The 20,503-nt window shown below is 39.0% G+C and carries 17 protein-coding genes; all 17 read left to right on the plus strand.

What is annotated here, in order from left to right; all coding sequences use genetic code 11:
* Positions 1–3: 3 nt before the first annotated feature.
* The 17 genes from MKY96_RS31935 to MKY96_RS32015 all read left to right on the plus strand — a co-directional run bounded on the left by MKY96_RS31935 (position 4) and on the right by MKY96_RS32015 (position 20,498).
* A complete protein-coding gene (locus MKY96_RS31935) occupies positions 4–1,371 on the plus strand; it encodes an ABC transporter permease (protein WP_340946679.1) in 1,368 nt (455 codons plus the stop codon).
* A gap of 11 nt (positions 1,372–1,382) precedes the next feature.
* Complete coding sequence (locus tag MKY96_RS31940) at positions 1,383–2,591, plus strand: ABC transporter ATP-binding protein (RefSeq protein ID WP_340946681.1); 1,209 nt, start codon at positions 1,383–1,385, stop codon at positions 2,589–2,591.
* Positions 2,588–4,141: a class I SAM-dependent methyltransferase gene (locus MKY96_RS31945; RefSeq protein WP_340946683.1), complete on the plus strand. Its 1,554-nt coding sequence runs from the start codon at positions 2,588–2,590 to the stop codon at positions 4,139–4,141. The genes MKY96_RS31940 and MKY96_RS31945 overlap by 4 nt, the downstream gene beginning before the upstream one ends.
* Positions 4,142–4,166: 25 nt before the next feature.
* A complete protein-coding gene (locus MKY96_RS31950) occupies positions 4,167–6,509 on the plus strand; it encodes a glycosyltransferase family 2 protein (protein WP_340946684.1) in 2,343 nt (780 codons plus the stop codon).
* Positions 6,510–6,693: 184 nt separating this feature from the next.
* Positions 6,694–9,438 carry a YfhO family protein gene (locus MKY96_RS31955; RefSeq protein ID WP_340946686.1) on the plus strand — a complete coding sequence of 915 codons (2,745 nt, stop codon included), beginning with the start codon at positions 6,694–6,696 and terminating at the stop codon, positions 9,436–9,438.
* Positions 9,425–9,826, plus strand: coding sequence for a sugar 3,4-ketoisomerase (locus MKY96_RS31960; protein WP_340946688.1), 402 nt, complete (start codon positions 9,425–9,427; stop codon positions 9,824–9,826). Before MKY96_RS31955 ends, MKY96_RS31960 begins: the two co-directional genes overlap by 14 nt.
* Positions 9,823–10,377: an acyltransferase gene (locus MKY96_RS31965; protein ID WP_340946689.1), complete on the plus strand. Its 555-nt coding sequence runs from the start codon at positions 9,823–9,825 to the stop codon at positions 10,375–10,377. Before MKY96_RS31960 ends, MKY96_RS31965 begins: the two co-directional genes overlap by 4 nt.
* Positions 10,378–10,409: 32 nt before the next feature.
* Positions 10,410–11,507, plus strand: a complete 1,098-nt coding sequence (locus tag MKY96_RS31970; protein WP_340946691.1) for a DegT/DnrJ/EryC1/StrS family aminotransferase — start codon at positions 10,410–10,412, stop codon at positions 11,505–11,507.
* A complete protein-coding gene (locus MKY96_RS31975) occupies positions 11,488–12,423 on the plus strand; it encodes a glycosyltransferase family 2 protein (protein WP_340946692.1) in 936 nt (311 codons plus the stop codon). The genes MKY96_RS31970 and MKY96_RS31975 overlap by 20 nt, the downstream gene beginning before the upstream one ends.
* Positions 12,374–12,778 carry a GtrA family protein gene (locus MKY96_RS31980; RefSeq protein ID WP_340946693.1) on the plus strand — a complete coding sequence of 135 codons (405 nt, stop codon included), beginning with the start codon at positions 12,374–12,376 and terminating at the stop codon, positions 12,776–12,778. The genes MKY96_RS31975 and MKY96_RS31980 overlap by 50 nt, the downstream gene beginning before the upstream one ends.
* A 176-nt stretch (positions 12,779–12,954) precedes the next feature.
* Entirely contained in the window at positions 12,955–13,977 is a 1,023-nt protein-coding gene (rfbB, locus tag MKY96_RS31985; protein WP_340946694.1) for a dTDP-glucose 4,6-dehydratase, read from the plus strand.
* Between the two features lie 8 nt (positions 13,978–13,985).
* Entirely contained in the window at positions 13,986–14,846 is an 861-nt protein-coding gene (gene rfbD / locus MKY96_RS31990) for a dTDP-4-dehydrorhamnose reductase (RefSeq protein ID WP_340946829.1), read from the plus strand.
* A gap of 175 nt (positions 14,847–15,021) precedes the next feature.
* Positions 15,022–16,113 (plus strand): glycosyltransferase family 2 protein, encoded by a 1,092-nt coding sequence (locus MKY96_RS31995; RefSeq protein WP_340946695.1) that lies wholly within the window; start codon positions 15,022–15,024, stop codon positions 16,111–16,113.
* Between the two features lie 166 nt (positions 16,114–16,279).
* The gene (locus MKY96_RS32000; protein WP_340946696.1) at positions 16,280–17,233 is read left to right on the plus strand and encodes a glycosyltransferase family 2 protein; all 954 of its coding nucleotides are present in this window, start codon (positions 16,280–16,282) and stop codon (positions 17,231–17,233) included.
* On the plus strand, positions 17,230–18,630 hold the full coding sequence (locus tag MKY96_RS32005) for an undecaprenyl-phosphate glucose phosphotransferase (protein WP_340946697.1): 1,401 nt from the start codon (positions 17,230–17,232) through the stop codon (positions 18,628–18,630). The genes MKY96_RS32000 and MKY96_RS32005 overlap by 4 nt, the downstream gene beginning before the upstream one ends.
* Positions 18,631–18,751: 121 nt before the next feature.
* Positions 18,752–19,618, plus strand: coding sequence for a phosphatidylinositol-specific phospholipase C/glycerophosphodiester phosphodiesterase family protein (locus tag MKY96_RS32010; RefSeq protein WP_340946698.1), 867 nt, complete (start codon positions 18,752–18,754; stop codon positions 19,616–19,618).
* Positions 19,619–19,784: 166 nt separating this feature from the next.
* Complete coding sequence (locus tag MKY96_RS32015; RefSeq protein WP_340946831.1) at positions 19,785–20,498, plus strand: heptaprenylglyceryl phosphate synthase; 714 nt, start codon at positions 19,785–19,787, stop codon at positions 20,496–20,498.
* The last annotated feature ends 5 nt before the right edge of the window (positions 20,499–20,503 follow it).

The following is a 20,503-nucleotide window of genomic DNA, read 5'->3' on the forward strand; positions in this document are numbered from 1 at the left end:
TGAATGAAGTTAGTTAAACGAATCTTACTTTTACTTAGTGCTTTATTGATATTAGTTGTTTCTTTTTATTACATTAAATTGTACGTCAAAGATAACGGGAAAATAATCTTGAAAATGGATGTTAATTCTGAAGTATCTGATGAGTACCAAGTATTCTATTCTTCCTCCCCCGAAGGCTGGGACGAAACTAAATCAGTCAAAAAGATCTATGATCAGAATACAAAGTGGCAAACTCTAAAATTTGATATTCCTAATGGGTATTTTTTTATAAGAGTAGATATTGGGAATGAGAAAGGTTCAATATCTGTAAAAAATATATATCTAAGCGGTAATTCTAATGTGAAGATCGATTTGTTTAATAGTGATCTACAATTAAATCAAATTTCTTTATCTAATGATGGCAATAGCGAAAAAGTAGTTCTTATTTCAACTGGAACTGATCCGTTTTTCATTCTTAATGGAACGGTACTACTGGATAAACTTAATAATCAACTTGATCGCACTCATATGGGGGTTGTTTTAGTTTTAAGTTTGTTAGTAGCATTTTCTTTTTATTATGTGGGAAGTTCAGTAAAAGATATTCTACAGTTTGTTAAAGACTTTGTTAACAATAGAAAGCTTATTTTTAATTTAGCTAAAAATGATTTTAAAACAAAATATGCTTCTTCATATTTGGGAGTTTTATGGGGGTTTATTAATCCCCTCTTGACCATTGCTACATATTGGTTTGTGTTTCAGGTAGGATTAAGAAATGGGAATGTCGGTGATACTCCGTTTATTATTTGGTTTATAGCGGGAATAATACCATGGTTCTTCTTTTCAGATGCTCTATCAAGTTCAACAAACTCATTTATGGATTACAGCTATTTAGTAAAGAAAGTTGTTTTTAAAATTGAATTGCTTCCATTAGTGAAAATTTTCTCTGCATTTTTTATTCAAGTATTTTTTGTTGGTTTTATATTTTTGATTTATGGGGCTTATGGACATTACCCAACACTTTATAGTTTTCAATTAATTTATTATATTTTTTGTTCAATATTCTTAGTTGTTTCGCTTTCTTTTTTTACATCAGCAGTCGTACTGTTTTTTAAAGATTTAAACCAGATTATAGCAGTGATACTTCAAATGGGTTTTTGGTTTACTCCAATCGGTTGGAACGTAACTATGCTCTCTGATTTTCTGGCTCGATTATTTAAATTAAATCCTATGTATTATATTGTTCAAGGCTATAGGGATTCTTTAATTGATCATATTTTATTTATTGATCGTCCGTATCAAACGGTTTATTTCTGGATATTTTGTTTGGTTATGTTCACTTTCAGTCTCAAAATTTTTAAAAAACTTAGACCTCACTTTTCTGATGTGCTATAGGAGTGGTAATTATGAAAATTATTGAGATAAAAAATATTGTTAAGTCCTATAAATTGTATGATAAACCTGCTGATCGTTTTAAAGAATCCATTCACCCACTAAAAAAGGTGTATCACAAAGACTTTGTTGCTTTGAATGGAATTAGTCTTTCTGTGGAAAAAGGAGATGCTATTGGTATTCTTGGAAGGAACGGATCGGGCAAATCAACACTTTTGAAAATGATAACAGGGGTACTTACTCCTACTAGTGGGGAAATACAAGTGAACGGCAAAATATCTGCTATATTAGAGCTTGGCGCTGGTTTTAACCCTGAATATACTGGTAGAGAAAATATTTATCTTAATGGATTAATGATGGGCCATAACAGGGAGAAAATGGACGAAAAAATTGAATCTATTATTAATTTTGCTGATATTGGGAGTTTCATTGATCAACCAGTTAAATTGTATTCTAGTGGGATGTTTGCAAGGCTTGCCTTTGCTGTTTCTATAAATGTTGAACCTGATATATTAATTGTGGATGAGGCACTAGCTGTTGGAGATACACGTTTTCAAACAAAATGTATAGATAAAATGAAAGATTTAAAGCGTAGTGGAACAACAATACTATTTGTTTCTCATGCTTCGGAACAAGTTAAAAGATTTTGTAATAAAGCTGTTTGGATAAAAGATGGAAAAATAGAGTCAGTCGGAGAGTCAAGCGAAGTAGTGGATAGATACGAAGATTATATGAGAAATGATACAAACAGTTCAGAGGAGATGAAAAAACCTCCAAAAGTGGAAGTGGTAGATCCCGATTTTATATTACCCTCAAATCCTGATATTCTTGCATTAATAACTAAAGTAGAAATTAATAAGACAGCCTTTAAAACTTTTGATGAAATGAATGTAGAAATTGAGTATGAAGTTTATGAAGAAATAATCGATGATCTTTTGTTAGGGGCAGCCATATACACTCCGAATAGAGAGTACATCTTTGGTCCTAATACTTTTTTGGAAAAAATATCGATACCCAATGATATGGGACGTCATAAAGTGAAATATTGTATACCTCAGATTCCTTTACTTGGAGGTACATTTTGTTTGGATGTAGGTCTATTTAATAATGAAGGATTAGTCAATATACATTATAAAGAAAATTCAGTCTCATTTACAATAACTAATAAATATTTCTCAGAAGGTCTGGTTTATATTAATCATAATTGGGAGGTCTTAAAATGATTGATATATTATTTGATCAATTTCAAAGATATAATAATGTAGCAAACATAATAAATAATTTAAGAGAAGCCGGACAAATATTTAACATTTTAGAGGTTGGTGCAAATGAACATCAAAATCTCGAAAAGTTTTTGCCTGAGGATCACATAACGTATTTAGACATTCAGTTACCCGATAATTTAAAGGATAATCCCAAATATTTATTAGGCGATGCTACTTCTATGCAGTTTCCCAATAATAAATACAATATCGTTGTTGCATTGGATGTTTTTGAACACATATTTCCAGAAGATAGAGAAAAGTTTATCAAGGAAATTTACAGAGTAAGTTCCGATTTTTTTGTGATCACTGCACCTTTCCATTCCTCCAAGGTGGTTGAAGCTGAAAGACGAGTGAATGCAGTGTATAAAACGATTTTTAATAAAGATTTCATCTGGCTCGAAGAGCACATGATGAATGGGTTGCCTGTCCTAAATGATCTTGCCAAATATTTAAATTCACAGGAAATAAACTATAATTTCATAAGTCATGGCGATATAGAAATTTGGGAGAAAATGATGACAATTCATTTTGTTGCGGCACAGGATCCCAAATTAGGAATATACCGAAATGAAATCGATAGATTTTATAATCAGTATATCTTTAACTATGATTATGTTGATGAGTCCTATAGGAAAATATGTGTTGCGACGAAGAAAAAAGGGCTATCTCTAGTGCAACCGTTAGAAACTGATTTATTAGCAAAAGATAGTCTTCTAGCAAAATTAAGAGATCTAGAAAGTAAGTTCTATATGTTAGCAGGACTTAAAACTATCGAATCATCCAAGACCATTGAGGATTTCGTTCAAATTTTCTTGGATTCTGGAGATGGTTTTAGTGAATCGAATAGTAATAAGATTGAATTTGAAGGCGTAGAGAAATCGATAAGTATGATTTGCAAAGGCAAATCGATAAGAGCATTCAGAATCGATCCTTCGAATATTAAAGGTGCATTTCGAATTAATAATATTACAGTTAGAACTTCCCAACAGATAGTGGCTAAAAAAGATATTTTGATGAGTGGTAATTATAATTTTGTTTATGAGGATACTTTTGTTTTTTACAATGATGATCCTTTCCTAACATTTGAACTCTTAAATGTAGTTTCTATTGAAGAAATTAGTTTTGACATTCTAAAATTAACCGAAAATGATACATTGATATCAATTATTGATTACTTCAGTAATCGAATGAAAGAGTTTGAAATTAAAGAAATACAATCGCGGGAAGAGTTATCTTTAATTAAAGAGGGAAATACGCATATCGCCTATGAGAATGAAAATTTGATGACAGAAATCAATCGTTATAAAGTCTTAACTGAGGATTTTGAAAGATTAATAGGAATTTTGAAAGTTGAGAAAAATGAGATAAATCAGAAAAATAAGGAATTACGATCAACCAATGAAGAACTGGTACAACGTAATTTAATATATGAGAAGGAATTAGAATCTATACGAACCTCAAGATCATGGATCTATCTAACAAAATTTAAAAAAATATTTGGGAAGTAATATTAATGAGAGTAGGTGTTTTTTGTTGTTCAGGATTAAAAAAATTTTCTTTTTTATTTTAGGTTTATTTGGGATGAAGAACAATTTAAAAATAATTCCGCTTCATGATTTGAAGGGGAGAAATGATGATTGGACAATTGTAGGACCTGATCCTCATTTTTTAATTGAAGGTATGATACTAGCTGGATGGAATGAGTTGTATTGGAACTCAAATGCAGATGAGAATATTCCACTGAAAATGTATTGGGATGATGGAAGTGGATTCAGCGAAGTTCGGAGCATGATCATCGCAGAGATTCCTAAAGGAGTCTCTTTTAATCGAGTTTTTCTTTATATTCCTACTGAGGCGAAGGCTATAAGGTTAGATCCGGGAGAAAAGGAAACGAATTTTGAGTTTGGAAGATTAAAGATAAGGAAAGTAAGTAGATTATCTATTGTCTTTAAATCATTTAAAAAATATCGTGATCAAAGAGGTATCAGTTATAGGAAGATTGGAGAGCCTTTAAAAAAGGCTTGGGGAATTTACAAGAGTAGAGGTTTGAAATCGCTGTGGAGCAGTATAAAGCAAACTCTTGAATTTAGTAATGGAGATTCGATAAATGAGTATTTACAATGGATGGATAAAACTCGATTGACAGATTTGGATATTGTTAGAATTAAGGAGTCTGTCGAACAATTTGACTATAAGCCTTTAATTTCGATAATCGTTCCGGTGTATAACGTAGAAGAGGTTTGGCTTAGGAAATGTATCGAGTCAGTAAAAGATCAACTTTATTCTAACTGGGAATTGTGTATATCTGATGATGCTTCAACAAAACCGCATATCAAGAGAATATTACAAGAATACCAGAAATTTGATTCAAGGATAAAAGTGATCTTCAGAAATCAAAATGGTCATATTTCTAATTCATCTAATTCAGCGTTGGATATAGCAACTGGAGAGTTTATAGCTCTATTAGATCATGATGATGAATTGACTCCTGATGCTCTTTACGAAAATGTACTATTATTAAATGAGTTTCCTGCTGCAGATGTTATTTATAGCGACGAAGATAAAATATCAGTTGAAGGGGAACGATTCTCTCCATTCTTTAAACCGGACTGGTCACCAGATTTATTAATGTCCCAGATGTATACATGTCACCTATCTGTCTACCGTAAAAGCTTAATTGATCAAATCGGTGGGTTTCGGGTTGGATATGAAGGTAGCCAAGATTTTGATTTAATGTTACGAGTTACTGAATTAACGGAAAATATCTATCATATCCCCAAAATTCTTTACCACTGGAGAGCAATACCAACCTCAACAGCATCTAATGGTTCAACAAAAGATTATACTCATGTTGCGGGACTAAAAGCTATTCAAGATGCCATTAATAGAAGAGAGCTTGATGCTACAGTTGAATCAATCGAAGGACACTCTAATGTTTATCTTATGAGATATAAACCTACACATAATCCTAAAATTTCAATTATAATACCTAGCAAAAATATGTGCTTAGTTTTGAAAAAATGTTTAGAGTCTATTTTTAGTAATACTAGTTATGAGAATTTTGAAGTTATTATTATAGATAATGGAAGTAATGAATCTGAGGTATTTGAATTGTATCGTCATTATGAAAGCGTTGAGGGAAATAGATTTAAAGTTTACGTTTTAGATATCCCCTTTAACTATTCTAAATTAAATAATTTTGGTGTTGAGAAAGCAACGGGAGAGTTAATCCTATTGTTGAATAATGATGTGGAAGTAATTACTGCTGATTGGTTAAATGAAATGGCAGGTCAAGCTATACGCAAAGATGTAGGTGCTGTAGGAGCTTGTCTCTATTATCCGGATAATACAATTCAGCATGGCGGTGTGGTATTGGGAATTGGTGGGGTAGCTGGTCATAGTCATAAATATTTCGCCTCTGATCACACAGGATATTATCGCAGACTGAAAATAGTATCAAATTACACAGCAGTTACTGCAGCATGTCTTATGCTTCGTAAGGATGTATATAATGAAGTGAATGGTTTAGAAGAGGAACTACAAGTTGCTTTTAATGATGTGGATCTCTGTCTCAAGATATGGAGTTCAGGTTATAACAATGTTTGGTTGCCTCATGTAAAGCTTTATCATTATGAATCAAAAAGTAGAGGGCATGAGGATACGATTGAAAAGCAGGTGAGATTCTCGAAAGAAATATCCTTGGTTAAGAATCGTTGGTCTGATCTGTTGGAGAATGACCCAGCGTATAATCCAAACTTGTCAAAGGTGAAAGAGGATTATTCTATAGGAGAACCAGTTAAAGTGCTAAGTAATAATTTAGGTGTAAGGTGTTTGAGGAATGATAAAAAGGTCGGAATAATTTTTAACTCAAAATAAAAAAAGGTTAAAGTGATTTGTGTTTTACTATCAAGTGACTCATATAGAGATGCGATTACGACGCTTAAATTGTGGGGAAGGGAAAAATAAAAGCTAACCTTAATTTTCAGCAAACCTCTGAATTACTTAATTCAAAGGTTTGGTTGGTCCTAATAATAATGTATCTATTGAATTGGAGATAATTATGAGAATTAGAAAAAATATTGATAAAGAATTGATTTGGCTAATCATTGGAGTGTCAATTATTGGGTTTTTTGTATTTAAAGATTATTTTTTCTTGAAAAATGCATACGTTTATACAGATGTTGGAAGTGATACTAATAATTCTTATTGGCCATATCTTACTTATCTTTCTAATATGATCTATACAAATAATCTTTCTTTTTGGTCATTTAATATAGGCATTGGAACAAGTATATTTTCAACGAATCCAATTCTTACTGATCCATTTAATATTCTAGCTGCGCTTTGGGGACCACATCTTCTAATATATATCCTGCCATATATTGCACTTCTGAAAATTATGGTTGCAGCCTTAGGATTTTATGCTTATTTGAAATGTATTGGTATTAATAGGATTTCTTCTTTGATAACCTCTTTATTATATGGATTTAACGGTTTTATAATATTGTGGGGACAGCATTATCATATGGGAACGATTATAGTATTTATTCCTTTTGTGTTATTAGGTTTTGAAAGATGGATGAAGGGGGGGAATATCTCTTTATATATTGTTTCTTTGTTTTTTATAGCATTTAGCAGTTATTACTTTTTGTATATGTTTGTTATATTTTTTATTATGTACGTAATAGTTAGATATTTTGAACAATTTAAATTCAGTATAAAAAGTTTTAGTGCTTATCTGTTTAAAATTGCTGGATTTTCTGTTTTGGCAATCGGGTTAAGTTGTTTTATCTTACTTCCCTCAGTATACGTAGCTTTGAATAATCCTAGAATAAGTGGTCAATTTATAGGGAATGATATTTTGAGTTTTGCTAGTGTCATGGATTATATAACTATTATATTTAGGTTCTTCTCAAATGATATTCTTGGAACAGGTAATCAATTTTATGGGTTGTGGAACTACTATGAAGCCCCAATGTTATATTCTGGGACAATTTCTTTTCTCCTAATTCCGTTATATTTCTTTTATGCCAGTAGGAAAAATAGAATTATTTATGGGTTGCTATTTCTTTCCCTCTTTCTTTTCTTACTTTTTCCGTTCTTTTCGCAATTTTTAAATGCATTTAGTGCAAATTCATATCGCTGGACATTTATTATTATTATCTTTGTTTCAATAATAAATGCAAAATCCCTTAATTATATCATTGAGAATAAATTAAGAATTAATAATAATTTATTGTTTGCTTTGATTCTTATTTTAATATTTATATCAGTAGCTTCTTTATTGATTGGAAATGATCTGTTAAACTGGAGTCAATTTTTTACACATTCTTTTAAGTATTTGTTTATTTCATTTTTATTACTTCTGGCATATAGCTTTCTTATAAAAAGGATAAGCAATAAGTTTTATAAGAAAGTTTTGCTTGTCTTAATATGCATTGAATTAATCGCTTTTTCATCAATTACTGTAAATAGAGTCGTATTAACTGAGGAGTCGATTAATTCAAGAACTGGTTATAATGACTACACAAAAGAAGCCCTGGAATACATTGATAAAAGAGATGACGGTTTCTATAGATTGGATAAAAGCTACAATTCTGTTTTTTTTGCGGACGCAATGCATCAAGGATATAGAGGAGTTAAATCGTATAATTCATTAAATCAACCTTCATATGTAGAATTTCTAAGAAGCATGGAAGTTCCATTTAAAGTTATTAATCATCCGAATTATTTAACAGGGTTGGATTTGAGTACTAATCTTAGTAGGATTTTAGACGTTAAGTATCTTTTGATTAATAATGCAGCACTTGCACCTAATGGATACGAATTAATAAATGAAATTCATAATGTGAAGATTTATGAAGATAAATATGTTCTACCATTAGGATTTACTTATGATACTTTCATTTCTTATGAAGATTTTATGAATTTAAATGCTGAGGAACGAAGGGGGATATTGCTAAAATCCTTCGTAACTAAAAAAGAATCAGATATCTATACAAAACTTGATCCGAGTAAAGTAGATTATGTCAATACAAAAATAATAATGCCTATAGATGAGAAAAAAGTTAATTTTAATAACATAGAACTAGTTAACGGGCAACTTGGAACTTCATTTACCTTCAATGCTCTGAATAATGATCCGCAAATCATTCTTCCTATTAAACCTATTAATCATTCACAAGAATTCAATCGAAAAATCAAATTGTCCATGCATGTTAATAGTAATGTTGTTTCTGAAGGACAAGTTTTTTTTAGTAGTGATAATGATTTCAGTGAAGAAAATTCTAGAACTTTCAACTATGGCATTGGTGATACTTATTTCGAGACAACATTTGACTATGCAAATTTAAGTCAAATAAGATTAGATATTTCAAATATACCTGGGCTCTTTACTATTTCTGGTTTTAAAATAGAGATTGTCGATGATGGATCATTAAGTGATATCGGAAAACTTAAAGAAAGTAGTTATGTTGTCTCTAAGTACTCAAACGACTATATAAGAGGGAATATATTGACCGACAGTCCTAAAATGTTATTTGTGTCAATTCCCTTTGATAAAGGATGGAATGCTAAAGTTAATGGGAAAAAGGTTGAAGTCTCTAATATTAACAATGGTTTTATTGGCATTGACCTATTACCAGGGAATAATAGAGTGGAATTGAGTTATATGCCTCCTCTGTTAATTACAGGGTGTCTGATATCTTTTGTTTCACTTATTGTTTTTTTAGCATTATGGATCTTAAAAAAGCGTAAGTGTGACAAAAAAATAAGTGGGGGAAATGATGGAAATGGAAATCAGTAAAGTTATATTTGTGAATGAGTTAGGCGATGAGAGAGGGAAATTGGCAGTAATTGAATCCAACCAATTAATACCATTTATAATTAATCGAGTATTTTATATTTATGGTACCAAAGGGGAAGTGAGACGCGGGTTTCATGCACATCATAAAACCAGGCAAGCTCTAATTTGTGTTTCTGGTAATTGCAAAGTATATCTAGATAACATCAAAAGAAAGACAGACGTATTATTAGATTCACCCACAAAAGTTTTAATTCTTGAACCAAATGATTGGCATGAAATGTATGATTTCTCTGTAGACTGTGTTCTTCTCGTACTTGCATCACATCTATATGATGCAGAAGATTATATTCGTGATTATGAAAAATTCAAAGAGGTGTATGGGGGATGAAACACTACTTTACTCATCCACAGGCTATTGTCGAATCAGAGGAAATTGGAGAGGACACTCGCATTTGGGCGTTCGCACATATCTTACCTAATGCGATAATTGGATCGAATTGTAACATTAATGACCATACTTTTATTGAAAATGATGTTGTTTTGGGAGATAATGTTACAGTTAAATCAGGAGTCTATATTTGGGATGGGGTTAGAATAAAAGACAACGTTTTTATTGGACCCAATGTTACGTTTACTAATGATCTTAGACCCCGCTCCAAACAGTACCCAAGTGTATTTCTTGAAACTATTCTTGAGGAATGGGTTTCAATAGGTGCAAACGCAACTATAATCGCAGGGAACACTATTGGTAAGTATGCCATGGTAGGGGCTGGCTCGCTGGTAACTAAAAATATTCCTAATAATACACTTTGGTATGGAAATCCAGCTAAATTCAAAGGCTACATTTGTAATTGTGGTGAGAAATTGAATCAACAATTCTCTTGTCCAACTTGCGCTAAGCAGTACTCTTTAAAAAACGAGATTATTATTGAAAACTAATAAATTATTCGAAATAGAATAGGTGGGTTAAAATGATCCCTTTCCTTGATTTAAAGAAGATTAATTTGCGTCATGAAACGGAAATATTAGATAGTGTTCATAAAGTCCTACACTCCGGGTGGTATATCCTTGGTGAGGAAGTTAAAGCATTTGAAAAGGAATTTGCTACTTATTGCGGTACTGAATATGCTCTGGGAGTAGCAAACGGTTTAGATGCACTGGAATTAATAATGAGAGCTTACAACATTGGTCCTGGGGATGAAGTAATTGTACCTTCAAATACTTACATTGCATCCATATTATCTATATCTGCAAATGGAGCAACGCCTATATTAGTAGAACCAAACTTAAAAACATACAATTTAGATCCTAACAAGATTGAAGAAAGTATAACTTCTAATACTAAAGCGATTTTGGTTGTTCACCTGTATGGCCAGTCATGTAATATGGAGCCTATAATAAATATCGCAGAAAAATATAACTTAAAGATAATTGAAGATTGTGCTCAAGCTCATGGTGCTGTTTATGGTAACAGAAAGGTTGGAAACTTGGGAGATGCTGCAGCATTTAGTTTTTATCCGGGTAAAAATCTTGGCGCTTTAGGAGACGCAGGGGCAATTACAACAAATGATGAAAATTTGTATAAAGATCTTCACGCTTTAAGGAATTATGGATCGCATAAGAAATACGAAAATCTATTTAAAGGATATAATAGCAGATTAGATGAGTTTCAAGCTCCTATCTTGAGTGTGAAATTGAAATATCTGGATCAAGATAATGACTATAGAAGAAAGATAGCTATGTATTATTTAGATAATATCAATAATAACCATATTGTATTACCAAGCGTAGAAGAGGGACCCTTATCACATGTGTGGCATGTATTTGTTGTGAGGACCTCGTCAAGAAACCATTTTATTGATTATATGACCAATAATGAAATTCAGACAATGGTTCATTACCCTATTCCTCCTCATAAACAAGAGGCTTATAAAGAGTGGAGTGAGATGGTATTCCCCCTTTCTGAAAAAATTCATTCTGAAATTGTGAGCCTTCCAATCAGTCCAGTGATGGAAATGGATGATGTTAACAGAATTGTGGAGGTTGTAAATGAGTATAGACCGAATTAAGTTATCGATCGTTGTACCTATTTATTATAACGAACTGAATATTCCACATACTATTCCGCGCTTGCAGGACTTAGAGAATATTATACCGGATTGTGATTTTGAGTTTGTTTTTGTAGATGATGGTTCAAAGGATAGATCGTTTTCGCTGCTGATGGAAGCGAAAAAGCAAGATCCGCGAATCAAAGTCATTAAGTTAAGTCGTAACTTCGGCTCCATGTCTGCAATACAAGCAGGGTTGAACTATACTACTGGCGATTGTATTGGGATCATAGCGGCTGATTTACAAGATCCTCCAGAATTGTTTAAGGAGATGATAGAGTACTGGAGATCTGGCAAAAAGATTGTACTTGCTACAAGAGAAGACAGGGAAGAATCGTTTTCTCAGAAACTGTTCTCTAATACTTATTATTTGTTGCTGGAGAAATTTGCTTTAAAGGGATATCCAAAGGGCGGATTCGACTTTTTGCTAATAGATAAACAGGTTGTTCATGAAGTGGTCAGGATCCAAGAAAAAAATACTAATATCATGAGTCTTATATATTGGCTCGGACATGATCAAGTGCAAATTCCTTATGTTAGACAGGAAAGAAAATTGGGCAAGTCAAGATGGACACTTTCAAAAAAAATAAAGCTTTTTATTGATTCTTTTGTAAGCTTCTCATATTCTCCAATCCGCTTTATGTCCTTTATTGGAGTTATAACAGCTATTTTAAGTTTTTTATACGGGGTTTTTGTAATAGTTGGAACTTTGTCTGGATTTATCGAGCTTCAAGGGTGGACTACAATTATTGCTTTAATTACTTTTTTATTAGGAATCATTATGATCATGTTGGGGATTATAGGTGAATATCTTTGGAGGATATTAGATGAAAGTAGAGAGCGGCCGTCCTACGTTATTGACCAAACTTTTGAATAAAGAGTTTTTGAAATTTGTCGTAAGTGGTGGAATTAATACATTAACTACATATTTAATGTATTTGCTACTGCTACTATTTTTGAATTATTCTTTAGCTTATACGGTTTCTTACGTTTCCGGAATATTTCTGTCCTATTACTTGAATACAGTATTTGTTTTCAAAGAAAAAATGTCGATCAAAAAATTTCTTAAATTCCCCATTGTATATTTGATACAATATTTCATTAATTTATTAATGTTATATATTCTAGTAGAACATTTACATCTATCTACAAGAATTGTACCTTTAATTGTTGTTGTAGTGACTATTCCAGTTACCTATGTTCTTTCTAAGCTTATTATAAAAAGCAAATAACAAATTACTTCTCACCCATATCAAGCTCTGAATAGACGAATTTTATTCCACTGAGAATGACTGGGGCATACTATGGAATGACCTAGAGCTTTAATGTCATAACAGATAATTTTCCCATAATGAAAATGGCCATTAATCATAATTACTAATAAAGACTAATAAAGGTGGGTACACAAATGAAACTCCTAATCACCGGCGGAGCCGGCTTTATCGGCAGCAATTTTGTAATCTACATGCTGCAGCAACACCCAGATTACCAGATCGTCAACGTGGATGCGTTGACGTATGCAGGGAATCTGGAGAACTTGAAATCTGTTGAGAATCATCCGAACTACACGTTTGTGAAGGCGGATATTACCGATGTAGCAGCGATGGATAAGCTGGTCGGTGACGGTGTAGATGTAGTGGTTAACTTCGCGGCGGAGTCGCATGTGGACCGGAGTATTTTGGAGCCGGAAGTGTTCGTGAAGACGAATGTGTTAGGAACGCAGGTGCTGTTGGATGCCGCCAAGAAATACAACATTACGAAGTTCGTGCAGGTCTCTACAGATGAGGTCTATGGATCGCTTGGCGCTACAGGCCTGTTCACGGAAGAGACACCCCTGACGCCGAATAGCCCGTATTCTGCGAGTAAAGCAGGTGGAGATTTGCTGGTGCGTGCTTACCACGAAACCTTTGGGTTACCGGTTAACATTACCCGTTGCTCGAATAACTACGGTCCTTATCAGTTCCCGGAAAAGCTAATTCCGCTGATGATCTCGCGTGCGTTGGCAGATCAGGCTTTGCCTGTGTATGGAGACGGAATGAATATCCGTGACTGGCTGTATGTTGAGGATCACTGCAGCGCAATTGATCTGGTTATTCATGAAGGCGTGAATGGTGAAGTGTACAATATCGGCGGCAACAATGAGCGGACGAATGTGCATATCGTGAATACTGTGCTTCAAGAGCTCGGCAAGCCAGATTCGCTGATTTCATATGTTCAGGATCGTCCCGGGCATGACCGCCGTTATGGCATTGATCCAACGAAGATTACGAATGAGCTGGGCTGGAAGCCTAAGCACACATTCGAAACCGGCATTAAGGAAACTATTCAGTGGTACTTGAATAACAAGGAATGGTGGACCCGCATCCAATCTGGCGAATACCAGAAATATGCCGCACTCCAGTACGGAACCCGTCTGGGGGATTCTCTGTAATGGCGAAGATGAAGGTGTTTGTCACAGGCTCTGGCGGGCAACTGGGGCAGGATCTTATGCTTTTGCTTCAAGGGCAGGGTTATGAGGTGCTGGGCTGTGACCGTCAGGAGATGGATATTACCGATCTGGACCAGTGTCAGCAGATGATTGGTGCGTTCGCTCCCGATGCGGTCATTCATTGTGCGGCTCATACAGCAGTGGATGCAGCTGAGACTGATGTGGATGCAGCGTACCTCATTAATGCTACAGGAAGCCGGAATGTGGCACTCGCTGCTGAGAAGGTGGGAGCTAAGCTGGTCTATATCAGCACGGATTATGTATTCGATGGCATGGGTGAGCAACCTTACCATGAATATGATAACACTGATCCTAAGAGTATCTATGGTAAGTCCAAACGGGCAGGAGAAATTCTGGTCCAGTCCTTATCTTCTAAATTCTTTATCGTACGCACCTCATGGGTCTATGGCAAATACGGCAACAACTTTGTCAAAACCATGCTGAAGCTGGGGCAGGAAAAGCCGTTGCTGCAGGTTGTCGATGACCAGAAGGGCTCACCTACCTATACGGTGGACCTGGCAAGATTCTTGCTTGAGCTGATCCAGACTGAAAAGTATGGAGTGTACCACGCCTCGAACACAGAATCTTGCACCTGGTATGAATTCACTCAGGCCATCTTTGCGGAAGCAGAGGAACTTCTGGGGCTGAAGTTTACAGCGAAGCTTGAACCTTGTGCGACGGAGCAATTTCCCCGTCCGGCGCCTCGTCCACGCAACTCGGTGATGGAGCATCTGGCGATCCGTACCAACGGGTTCCAGGATATCCGTCCATGGCGTGAAGGGCTGAGAGACTTTTTGCTGGAGCTGAAATAGCTGCAGGATATGTTGAAGAACCCCTAATCCAGCTTAATGGTTAGGGGTTTCTTATTGTAATTCGATAGTCTTGATGAGTGCGGTTCAACAACCTTCCATAGCCCGGCACCTCTCTTTTCGTTATAATGGAGAGTAACAGGTTCGACTAATCAATATATGGAACTCGAGGTACCCCATGAAACTTAAAACGGTCAGTGTGCATATTGTTACTTATAACAGCGCAGATGATATTGCGGATTGCTTGTCGGCTGTGCTCAGCCAGGATTATCCGGTTAAAAAGATTGTGGTGGTGGATAATGCTTCTACAGACGGATCGGCGGAGACGGTGAGGGCGTTCTATCATGAGCTTACCCAGGGATCAGCGCGTATGCTTATCGATCCGTTACACTCCGTTGACGAAGCAGTAATCTCATCATATAACGCAGCATTAGCCAACTATGTAGGAAGTTTGGAGAGCCCCCCCAGCCCAACCCTCGTCCTTCTGGAAAATGAACACAACACCGGCTTCGCCCCCGCACACAATCAGGCGATTGCCGGTACTACGACCGATTATGTGCTGGTGCTGAACCCGGACCTTACGCTGGCCCCGGACTATATCTCCAGGCTGGTCGCCCGGATGGAGGCCGATTCCCGGATCGGGAGTGCCACAGGCAAGCTGCTGCTGAAGGCGGATCATTCGCTGGTGGACAGTACCGGACTGCGGATGAATAAGGCGCGGCGGGCGTTTGACCGCGGGGCAGGAGAGCCTGCTGACCAGTGGAATGAGTCTGGTGAAGTATTCGGTGTCTCCGGTGCAGCGGCGATGTACGCGCGGCGGATGATTGAGGATATCAGCGTGGAGGGGGAGTTTTTCGACGCGGATTTTTTTGCGTATAAGGAAGATGTGGATGTGGCCTGGCGTGCAGAATTGTTCGGCTGGAAGGCCTACTATGATGCAGAAGCGATAGGCTACCATGAGCGGGGTTGGAAGACGTCAGGCCGGAGCGGCAAAGCGATGTTCATCAAGCGGATCTCCTATATTAACCGGTATAAAATGATATACAAGAACGAGCCCTCCCGCACACTGCTGCTCACTCTGCTAAATTCTCTGCCTTATGAGATCGCCGCACATGGCTACTCGCTATTGAAAGAGCCTAAGCTAATTGGAGCCTGGTCATCGTTCTTCTCGCAGCGTAGTGCTCTGAAGCGCAAGCGCCGGTATATTCAAGAGGAGGCCAAGCGTCAAGGTAGAGGGGCAGAAAAAGAGAACTCCAGAGCAGAATCTTGATACAGTTGGTTTGTTAGCGTACGTTGGCTGCTTCTTGCAACGAGCCTTTCCGAGTAATGACTGATAGCCCTGTAAAAACCTCCCTGAACAGACCCTGCCTATCAGCGGGGTTTTTGTGTTATAATAATTGTCGATAGATTACTATATTTGTCAGGAGAGTATAGCAGTGAATGTAGATGTTAGTATATTGATTCTAAATTACAACACATGCCGCCTGACGATGGATTGTCTGAGGTCGGTGTATGATTCGGAGACAAGGTATTCCTATGAAATTATTCTAGTAGATAATAACTCCCAGGATGACTCGGTGGAGACGATAAGCAAGGAGTTCCCGGAGGTGCTGTTAATCGCCAATTCGGAGAATGTAGGCTTTGCCAAGGGGAATAACCAGGGGATGGAGGTAGCCTCCGGGCGTTATGTGCTGCTGCTCAATTCAGATACCGTGATCCGTAAGGATACGCTGGAGACGATGCTGACGTTCATGGATAGCCGTCCGGATCTTGGCGCGTCCGGGTGTAAGGTGATTCTGCCGGATGGGTCGCTGGATAAGGCCTGCCGGAGAGGGTTTCCTACACCGTCTGCGTCCTTTTATTATGCGTTTGGCTTCAGTAAACTGTTCCCGGACCGTCCGAAGTTCAACGGCTATCAGCTCGGCTATCTGGACCCGGATGACGAGTATCCGGTAGATTGTCTGGTTGGAGCGTTCATGCTGCTGCGCCGGGAGACGATTGAGCAGGTGGGCGGGCTGGATGAGACCTTTTTCATGTATGGAGAGGATCTGGATTGGTGTTACCGGATCAAGGAAGCGGGCTGGGGGATCTATTATTATCCGCAGACATCCATCGTACATCTGAAGGGTGGCAGTGCGCGCCGCAGACCATTGAAGATTGTGTATGAGTTTCACCGGGCCATGATTTTATTTCATAAGAAGCATTATAGCAGCCGCTACAACAGTATGATAAATGGAGCGGTCTATGCGGGCGTCGGCGTTAAGTTCACTCTATCGCTGCTGCGCAACGCATTGATTGCCCCGCGTAAGGTACCTACACCCGCACAGAGTCTGAATGTTCCCGGGGAAGCCGGTATCCGCAATGAATCGAAGGCTGAGGTGAGATTATGATTCGCCGGAATCAAAAATTTTTGACCCAACTATATATGGTAGCCGACTTTATCGTGATCCAGTTGTCCTTCCTTGCGGCCTGGTGGCTGAAGTTCAAGAGCGGCTTGCTGGAATCCTACCGGACGCTGCCTATAGAATCCTATGGGTACTGGAGTATTATCTACGGGGCCATAGCCGTACTGATCGGTATTGTAGTGTCTCTATATTTGCCCAAGCGCAAGAAGCGGTTTATTGATGAATTCCTGAAGGTTTTTCAGGTTCATGCCATGGGGATCTTTATTCTGCTGGGTCTGATGTTCTTCCTGAGGGAGATTGATGTCTCCCGGCAATACCTGGCGATCTACATGGGCTTCAATATTCTATCCATTATGCTATACCGTTATGTGCTGAAGAAGATGCTGAAGTCGCTGCGTGAAAAAGGCTTCAACCGCCAGTTCGTCCTGATTCTTGGTGCAGGCACATTGGGTAAAAGATTCTATAACAACCTGGAGCAGTACCCGGAGCTGGGCTATGAGGCGATTGGCTTCCTGGATGACTTCCATCAGTGGGATGGTATTGAAGAGCAACGGTATAAGCCGATTCTGGGCACAGTGGATCAGTTGGAGGCTATGCTGGAGATGCTCCCTGTCGATGAGGTCATTCTGGCGCTGCCGCTGGATGCCCACTCGAAATACCCGGCTATTATCGCTACTTGCGAGAAGGCAGGGATGCGGACTTTGATTATCCCAGACTTCTTCGATTATCTGCCGGCCCGCCCGTATTTCGATAACTTTGCCGGGATGCCTATGATTAATGTACGCGATATTCCGCTGGATATGGCCGGGAACAAAATGGCGAAGCGTGCGTTTGATATTGTGTTCGCCTTGTTCGCCATTCTCATGCTGTCTCCCGTGATGCTGATTGTAGCGCTCGGAGTGCGCCTGACTTCACCGGGACCGGTGATTTTCAAGCAGGAGCGGGTGGGCCTGAACCGCCGTAATTTCATGATGTACAAGTTCCGTTCCATGAAAATGCAGACGGACGGTGAGGTGGACACAGGCTGGAGCACGAAGGAAGATCCGCGCCGGACCCGCTTTGGTACGTTTATCCGCCGAACGAGTCTGGATGAGCTGCCGCAATTCTTCAACGTGCTGTTCGGGCAGATGAGTGTGGTTGGTCCCCGGCCGGAGCGCCCTTATTTTGTAGAGCAGTTCCGCGGCGAGATTCCGAAGTATATGGTTAAGCATCATGTGCGGCCGGGGATTACCGGCTGGGCTCAGAGCAACGGTCTGCGCGGGGATACCTCGATTGAGGACCGGATCAAGCATGATATTTTCTATATCGAGAACTGGTCTCTGCTGTTCGACATCCGGATTATTGCCAAGACGATTCGTAACGGCTTCAAGAACGCTTATTAATACACGGTCTTATCTATATTATATTCTCCGCTAAAAAACGGTTGCTGCCCCTAGAGGATGACACAGCCGTTTTTGCTTTTTTAGCAGACACTCTCTACTACTTGCAAAGGAGACTGCCATCATGAAGAGAACAAAGCTTATTGCTTCTATTACTATGATCGGGGCTGTTGCACTTCTGCTTGTATTGATGCTTGGAGGAAAAGAAAAACAGCCAGCTACAGGCTTCGCGGCCCACAGGGTCATTGCCCATGCCATGGGCGGAATCAATGACAAGGCGTATACCAATACCAAGGACGCTTTTATTGCGAACTATGAGCAGGGGACCCGGATCTTTGAGGCGGACCTGCTGCTGACCAGTGATGAACAGCTCGTGGCCCGTCATGAATGGACTACAGGGATGAGTAAAAAGCTGGGTCAACAGGAGGTTCTTCCTCCTGACAAGCAGGGAGAGGTGCTGACTCACGATGAAGTGATGAACAGCCCGGTGCTGGAACTCTACTCTCCGCTGGATATTGAGAAAATCGTCAATCTGATGGAGATCTACCCGGATACCTATATTGTAACGGATACGAAGGAGCTGGAGCCGCAGCAGGTAACGAAGCAATTTGAGCTGATTGTGGAAGCCGCCCGGAAGAAGGACCCAGCGCTGCTGGAGCGGATCGTTCCGCAGATTTACAGCCGGGAGATGCTGGAGGTGGTGAAGCAGGTGTACGCTTTTCCGGAAATCATCTATACCCTATACCAGACAGAGGACAGCGACGAGGTGGTCATTGAATTCGTCAAGCAGACCGGCGTGGACATCACGATGCCGACAACCAGGGCTACCAAGAGCTTCGTGCGTAACTTGAAAAAAGCGGGTGCCAGAGTCTACGTGCATACCGTGAACGAGGAGAAGAAAATTCTGGAGCTGTCCCGGCTGGGGGTTGACGGGTTCTATACTGATTTTGTCCCGGAAAACGACTTGAACCGGATCAAGGGTCTCCGCTGATCGAGGAGAAGTCCAAGGCAAATATGCGAAAAAATGTTCGCATTTTGTTCTCTTTTAAATTGACACTCCCCTTCGTACTGACTTAGACTAGAGATACGGATTTTGCGTGCACAGGAGTGTGTATATTCACTTAGATGAACAATGAGGATGGACAAAGATGAACGAGATGCGGCAAATGATCAGGCCGTGGCGGCATGTATTCAAGCTGGACCCGGACCGTGTGCTTGGTGACAAGGAGCTGGCCGCTGTCTGCCAGTCGGGAACCGATGCGATCATCGTAGGCGGCTCTACCGGCGTGACTTATGAGAATACAATGAGTCTGCTTGCGAGAATCCGGCAGTATGACCTGCCTTGCGCGCTGGAGATTTCGGATTTGGAGGCCGCTGTGCCCGGTTTCGACCTGTATATGATTCCCATGGTGCTCAACACTGACGATACTTCATGGATTCTCGGCCATCACCGCCGGGCGATTGAACGCTTCGGCAGTCTGATCCCATGGGAATTGCTGCTGACAGAGGGCTATATTGTGCTGAACAGCGATTCCTCGGTTGCGCGCCTGACCGGTGCGGACTGCTCGCTGGATGCGGCTGGTGCGGGAGCCTATGCGCAGATTGCAGACAAGCTGATGAACCTCCCGGTGGTCTACCTTGAATATAGCGGACGCTATGGAGATCTGGAGATTGTGCGCGAGGTCAGGGAAGTGGTTGAGCACAGCCAGCTTTTCTATGGAGGCGGAATTACAGGTGCAGAGGAAGCCATGCAGGCAGCCGCACTATGTGATACAGTAGTGGTCGGCAATATTATTTATAGCAATGTGGAACAAGCGCTGTTGACGGTCCAGGCTGTGCGGGATACCCCGCAGATGGGCTGGGAGAATTGATAGAT

Source organism: Paenibacillus sp. FSL R7-0302 (genome assembly GCF_038006885.1).
Lineage (GTDB): Bacteria > Bacillota > Bacilli > Paenibacillales > Paenibacillaceae > Paenibacillus_AQ.

Excerpts from the sequence above, each read along its gene's own strand:
- MKY96_RS32005 (WP_340946697.1), top strand. The coding sequence starts at position 17,230 with ATGATTCGCCGGAATCAAAAATTTTTGACCCAACTATATATGGTAGCC.
- MKY96_RS31965 (WP_340946689.1), top strand. The coding sequence starts at position 9,823 with ATGAAACACTACTTTACTCATCCACAGGCTATTGTCGAATCAGAGGAA.
- MKY96_RS31935 (WP_340946679.1), top strand. The coding sequence starts at position 4 with ATGAAGTTAGTTAAACGAATCTTACTTTTACTTAGTGCTTTATTGATA.
- MKY96_RS31970 (WP_340946691.1), top strand. The coding sequence starts at position 10,410 with ATGATCCCTTTCCTTGATTTAAAGAAGATTAATTTGCGTCATGAAACG.
- MKY96_RS31955 (WP_340946686.1), top strand. The coding sequence starts at position 6,694 with ATGAGAATTAGAAAAAATATTGATAAAGAATTGATTTGGCTAATCATT.
- MKY96_RS31980 (WP_340946693.1), top strand. The coding sequence starts at position 12,374 with ATGAAAGTAGAGAGCGGCCGTCCTACGTTATTGACCAAACTTTTGAAT.
- MKY96_RS31945 (WP_340946683.1), top strand. The coding sequence starts at position 2,588 with ATGATTGATATATTATTTGATCAATTTCAAAGATATAATAATGTAGCA.
- MKY96_RS31975 (WP_340946692.1), top strand. The coding sequence starts at position 11,488 with ATGAGTATAGACCGAATTAAGTTATCGATCGTTGTACCTATTTATTAT.
- rfbD (WP_340946829.1), top strand. The coding sequence starts at position 13,986 with ATGAAGGTGTTTGTCACAGGCTCTGGCGGGCAACTGGGGCAGGATCTT.
- MKY96_RS32015 (WP_340946831.1), top strand. The coding sequence starts at position 19,785 with ATGCGGCAAATGATCAGGCCGTGGCGGCATGTATTCAAGCTGGACCCG.
- MKY96_RS31995 (WP_340946695.1), top strand. The coding sequence starts at position 15,022 with ATGAAACTTAAAACGGTCAGTGTGCATATTGTTACTTATAACAGCGCA.
- rfbB (WP_340946694.1), top strand. The coding sequence starts at position 12,955 with ATGAAACTCCTAATCACCGGCGGAGCCGGCTTTATCGGCAGCAATTTT.
- MKY96_RS31960 (WP_340946688.1), top strand. The coding sequence starts at position 9,425 with ATGGAAATCAGTAAAGTTATATTTGTGAATGAGTTAGGCGATGAGAGA.
- MKY96_RS31940 (WP_340946681.1), top strand. The coding sequence starts at position 1,383 with ATGAAAATTATTGAGATAAAAAATATTGTTAAGTCCTATAAATTGTAT.
- MKY96_RS32010 (WP_340946698.1), top strand. The coding sequence starts at position 18,752 with ATGAAGAGAACAAAGCTTATTGCTTCTATTACTATGATCGGGGCTGTT.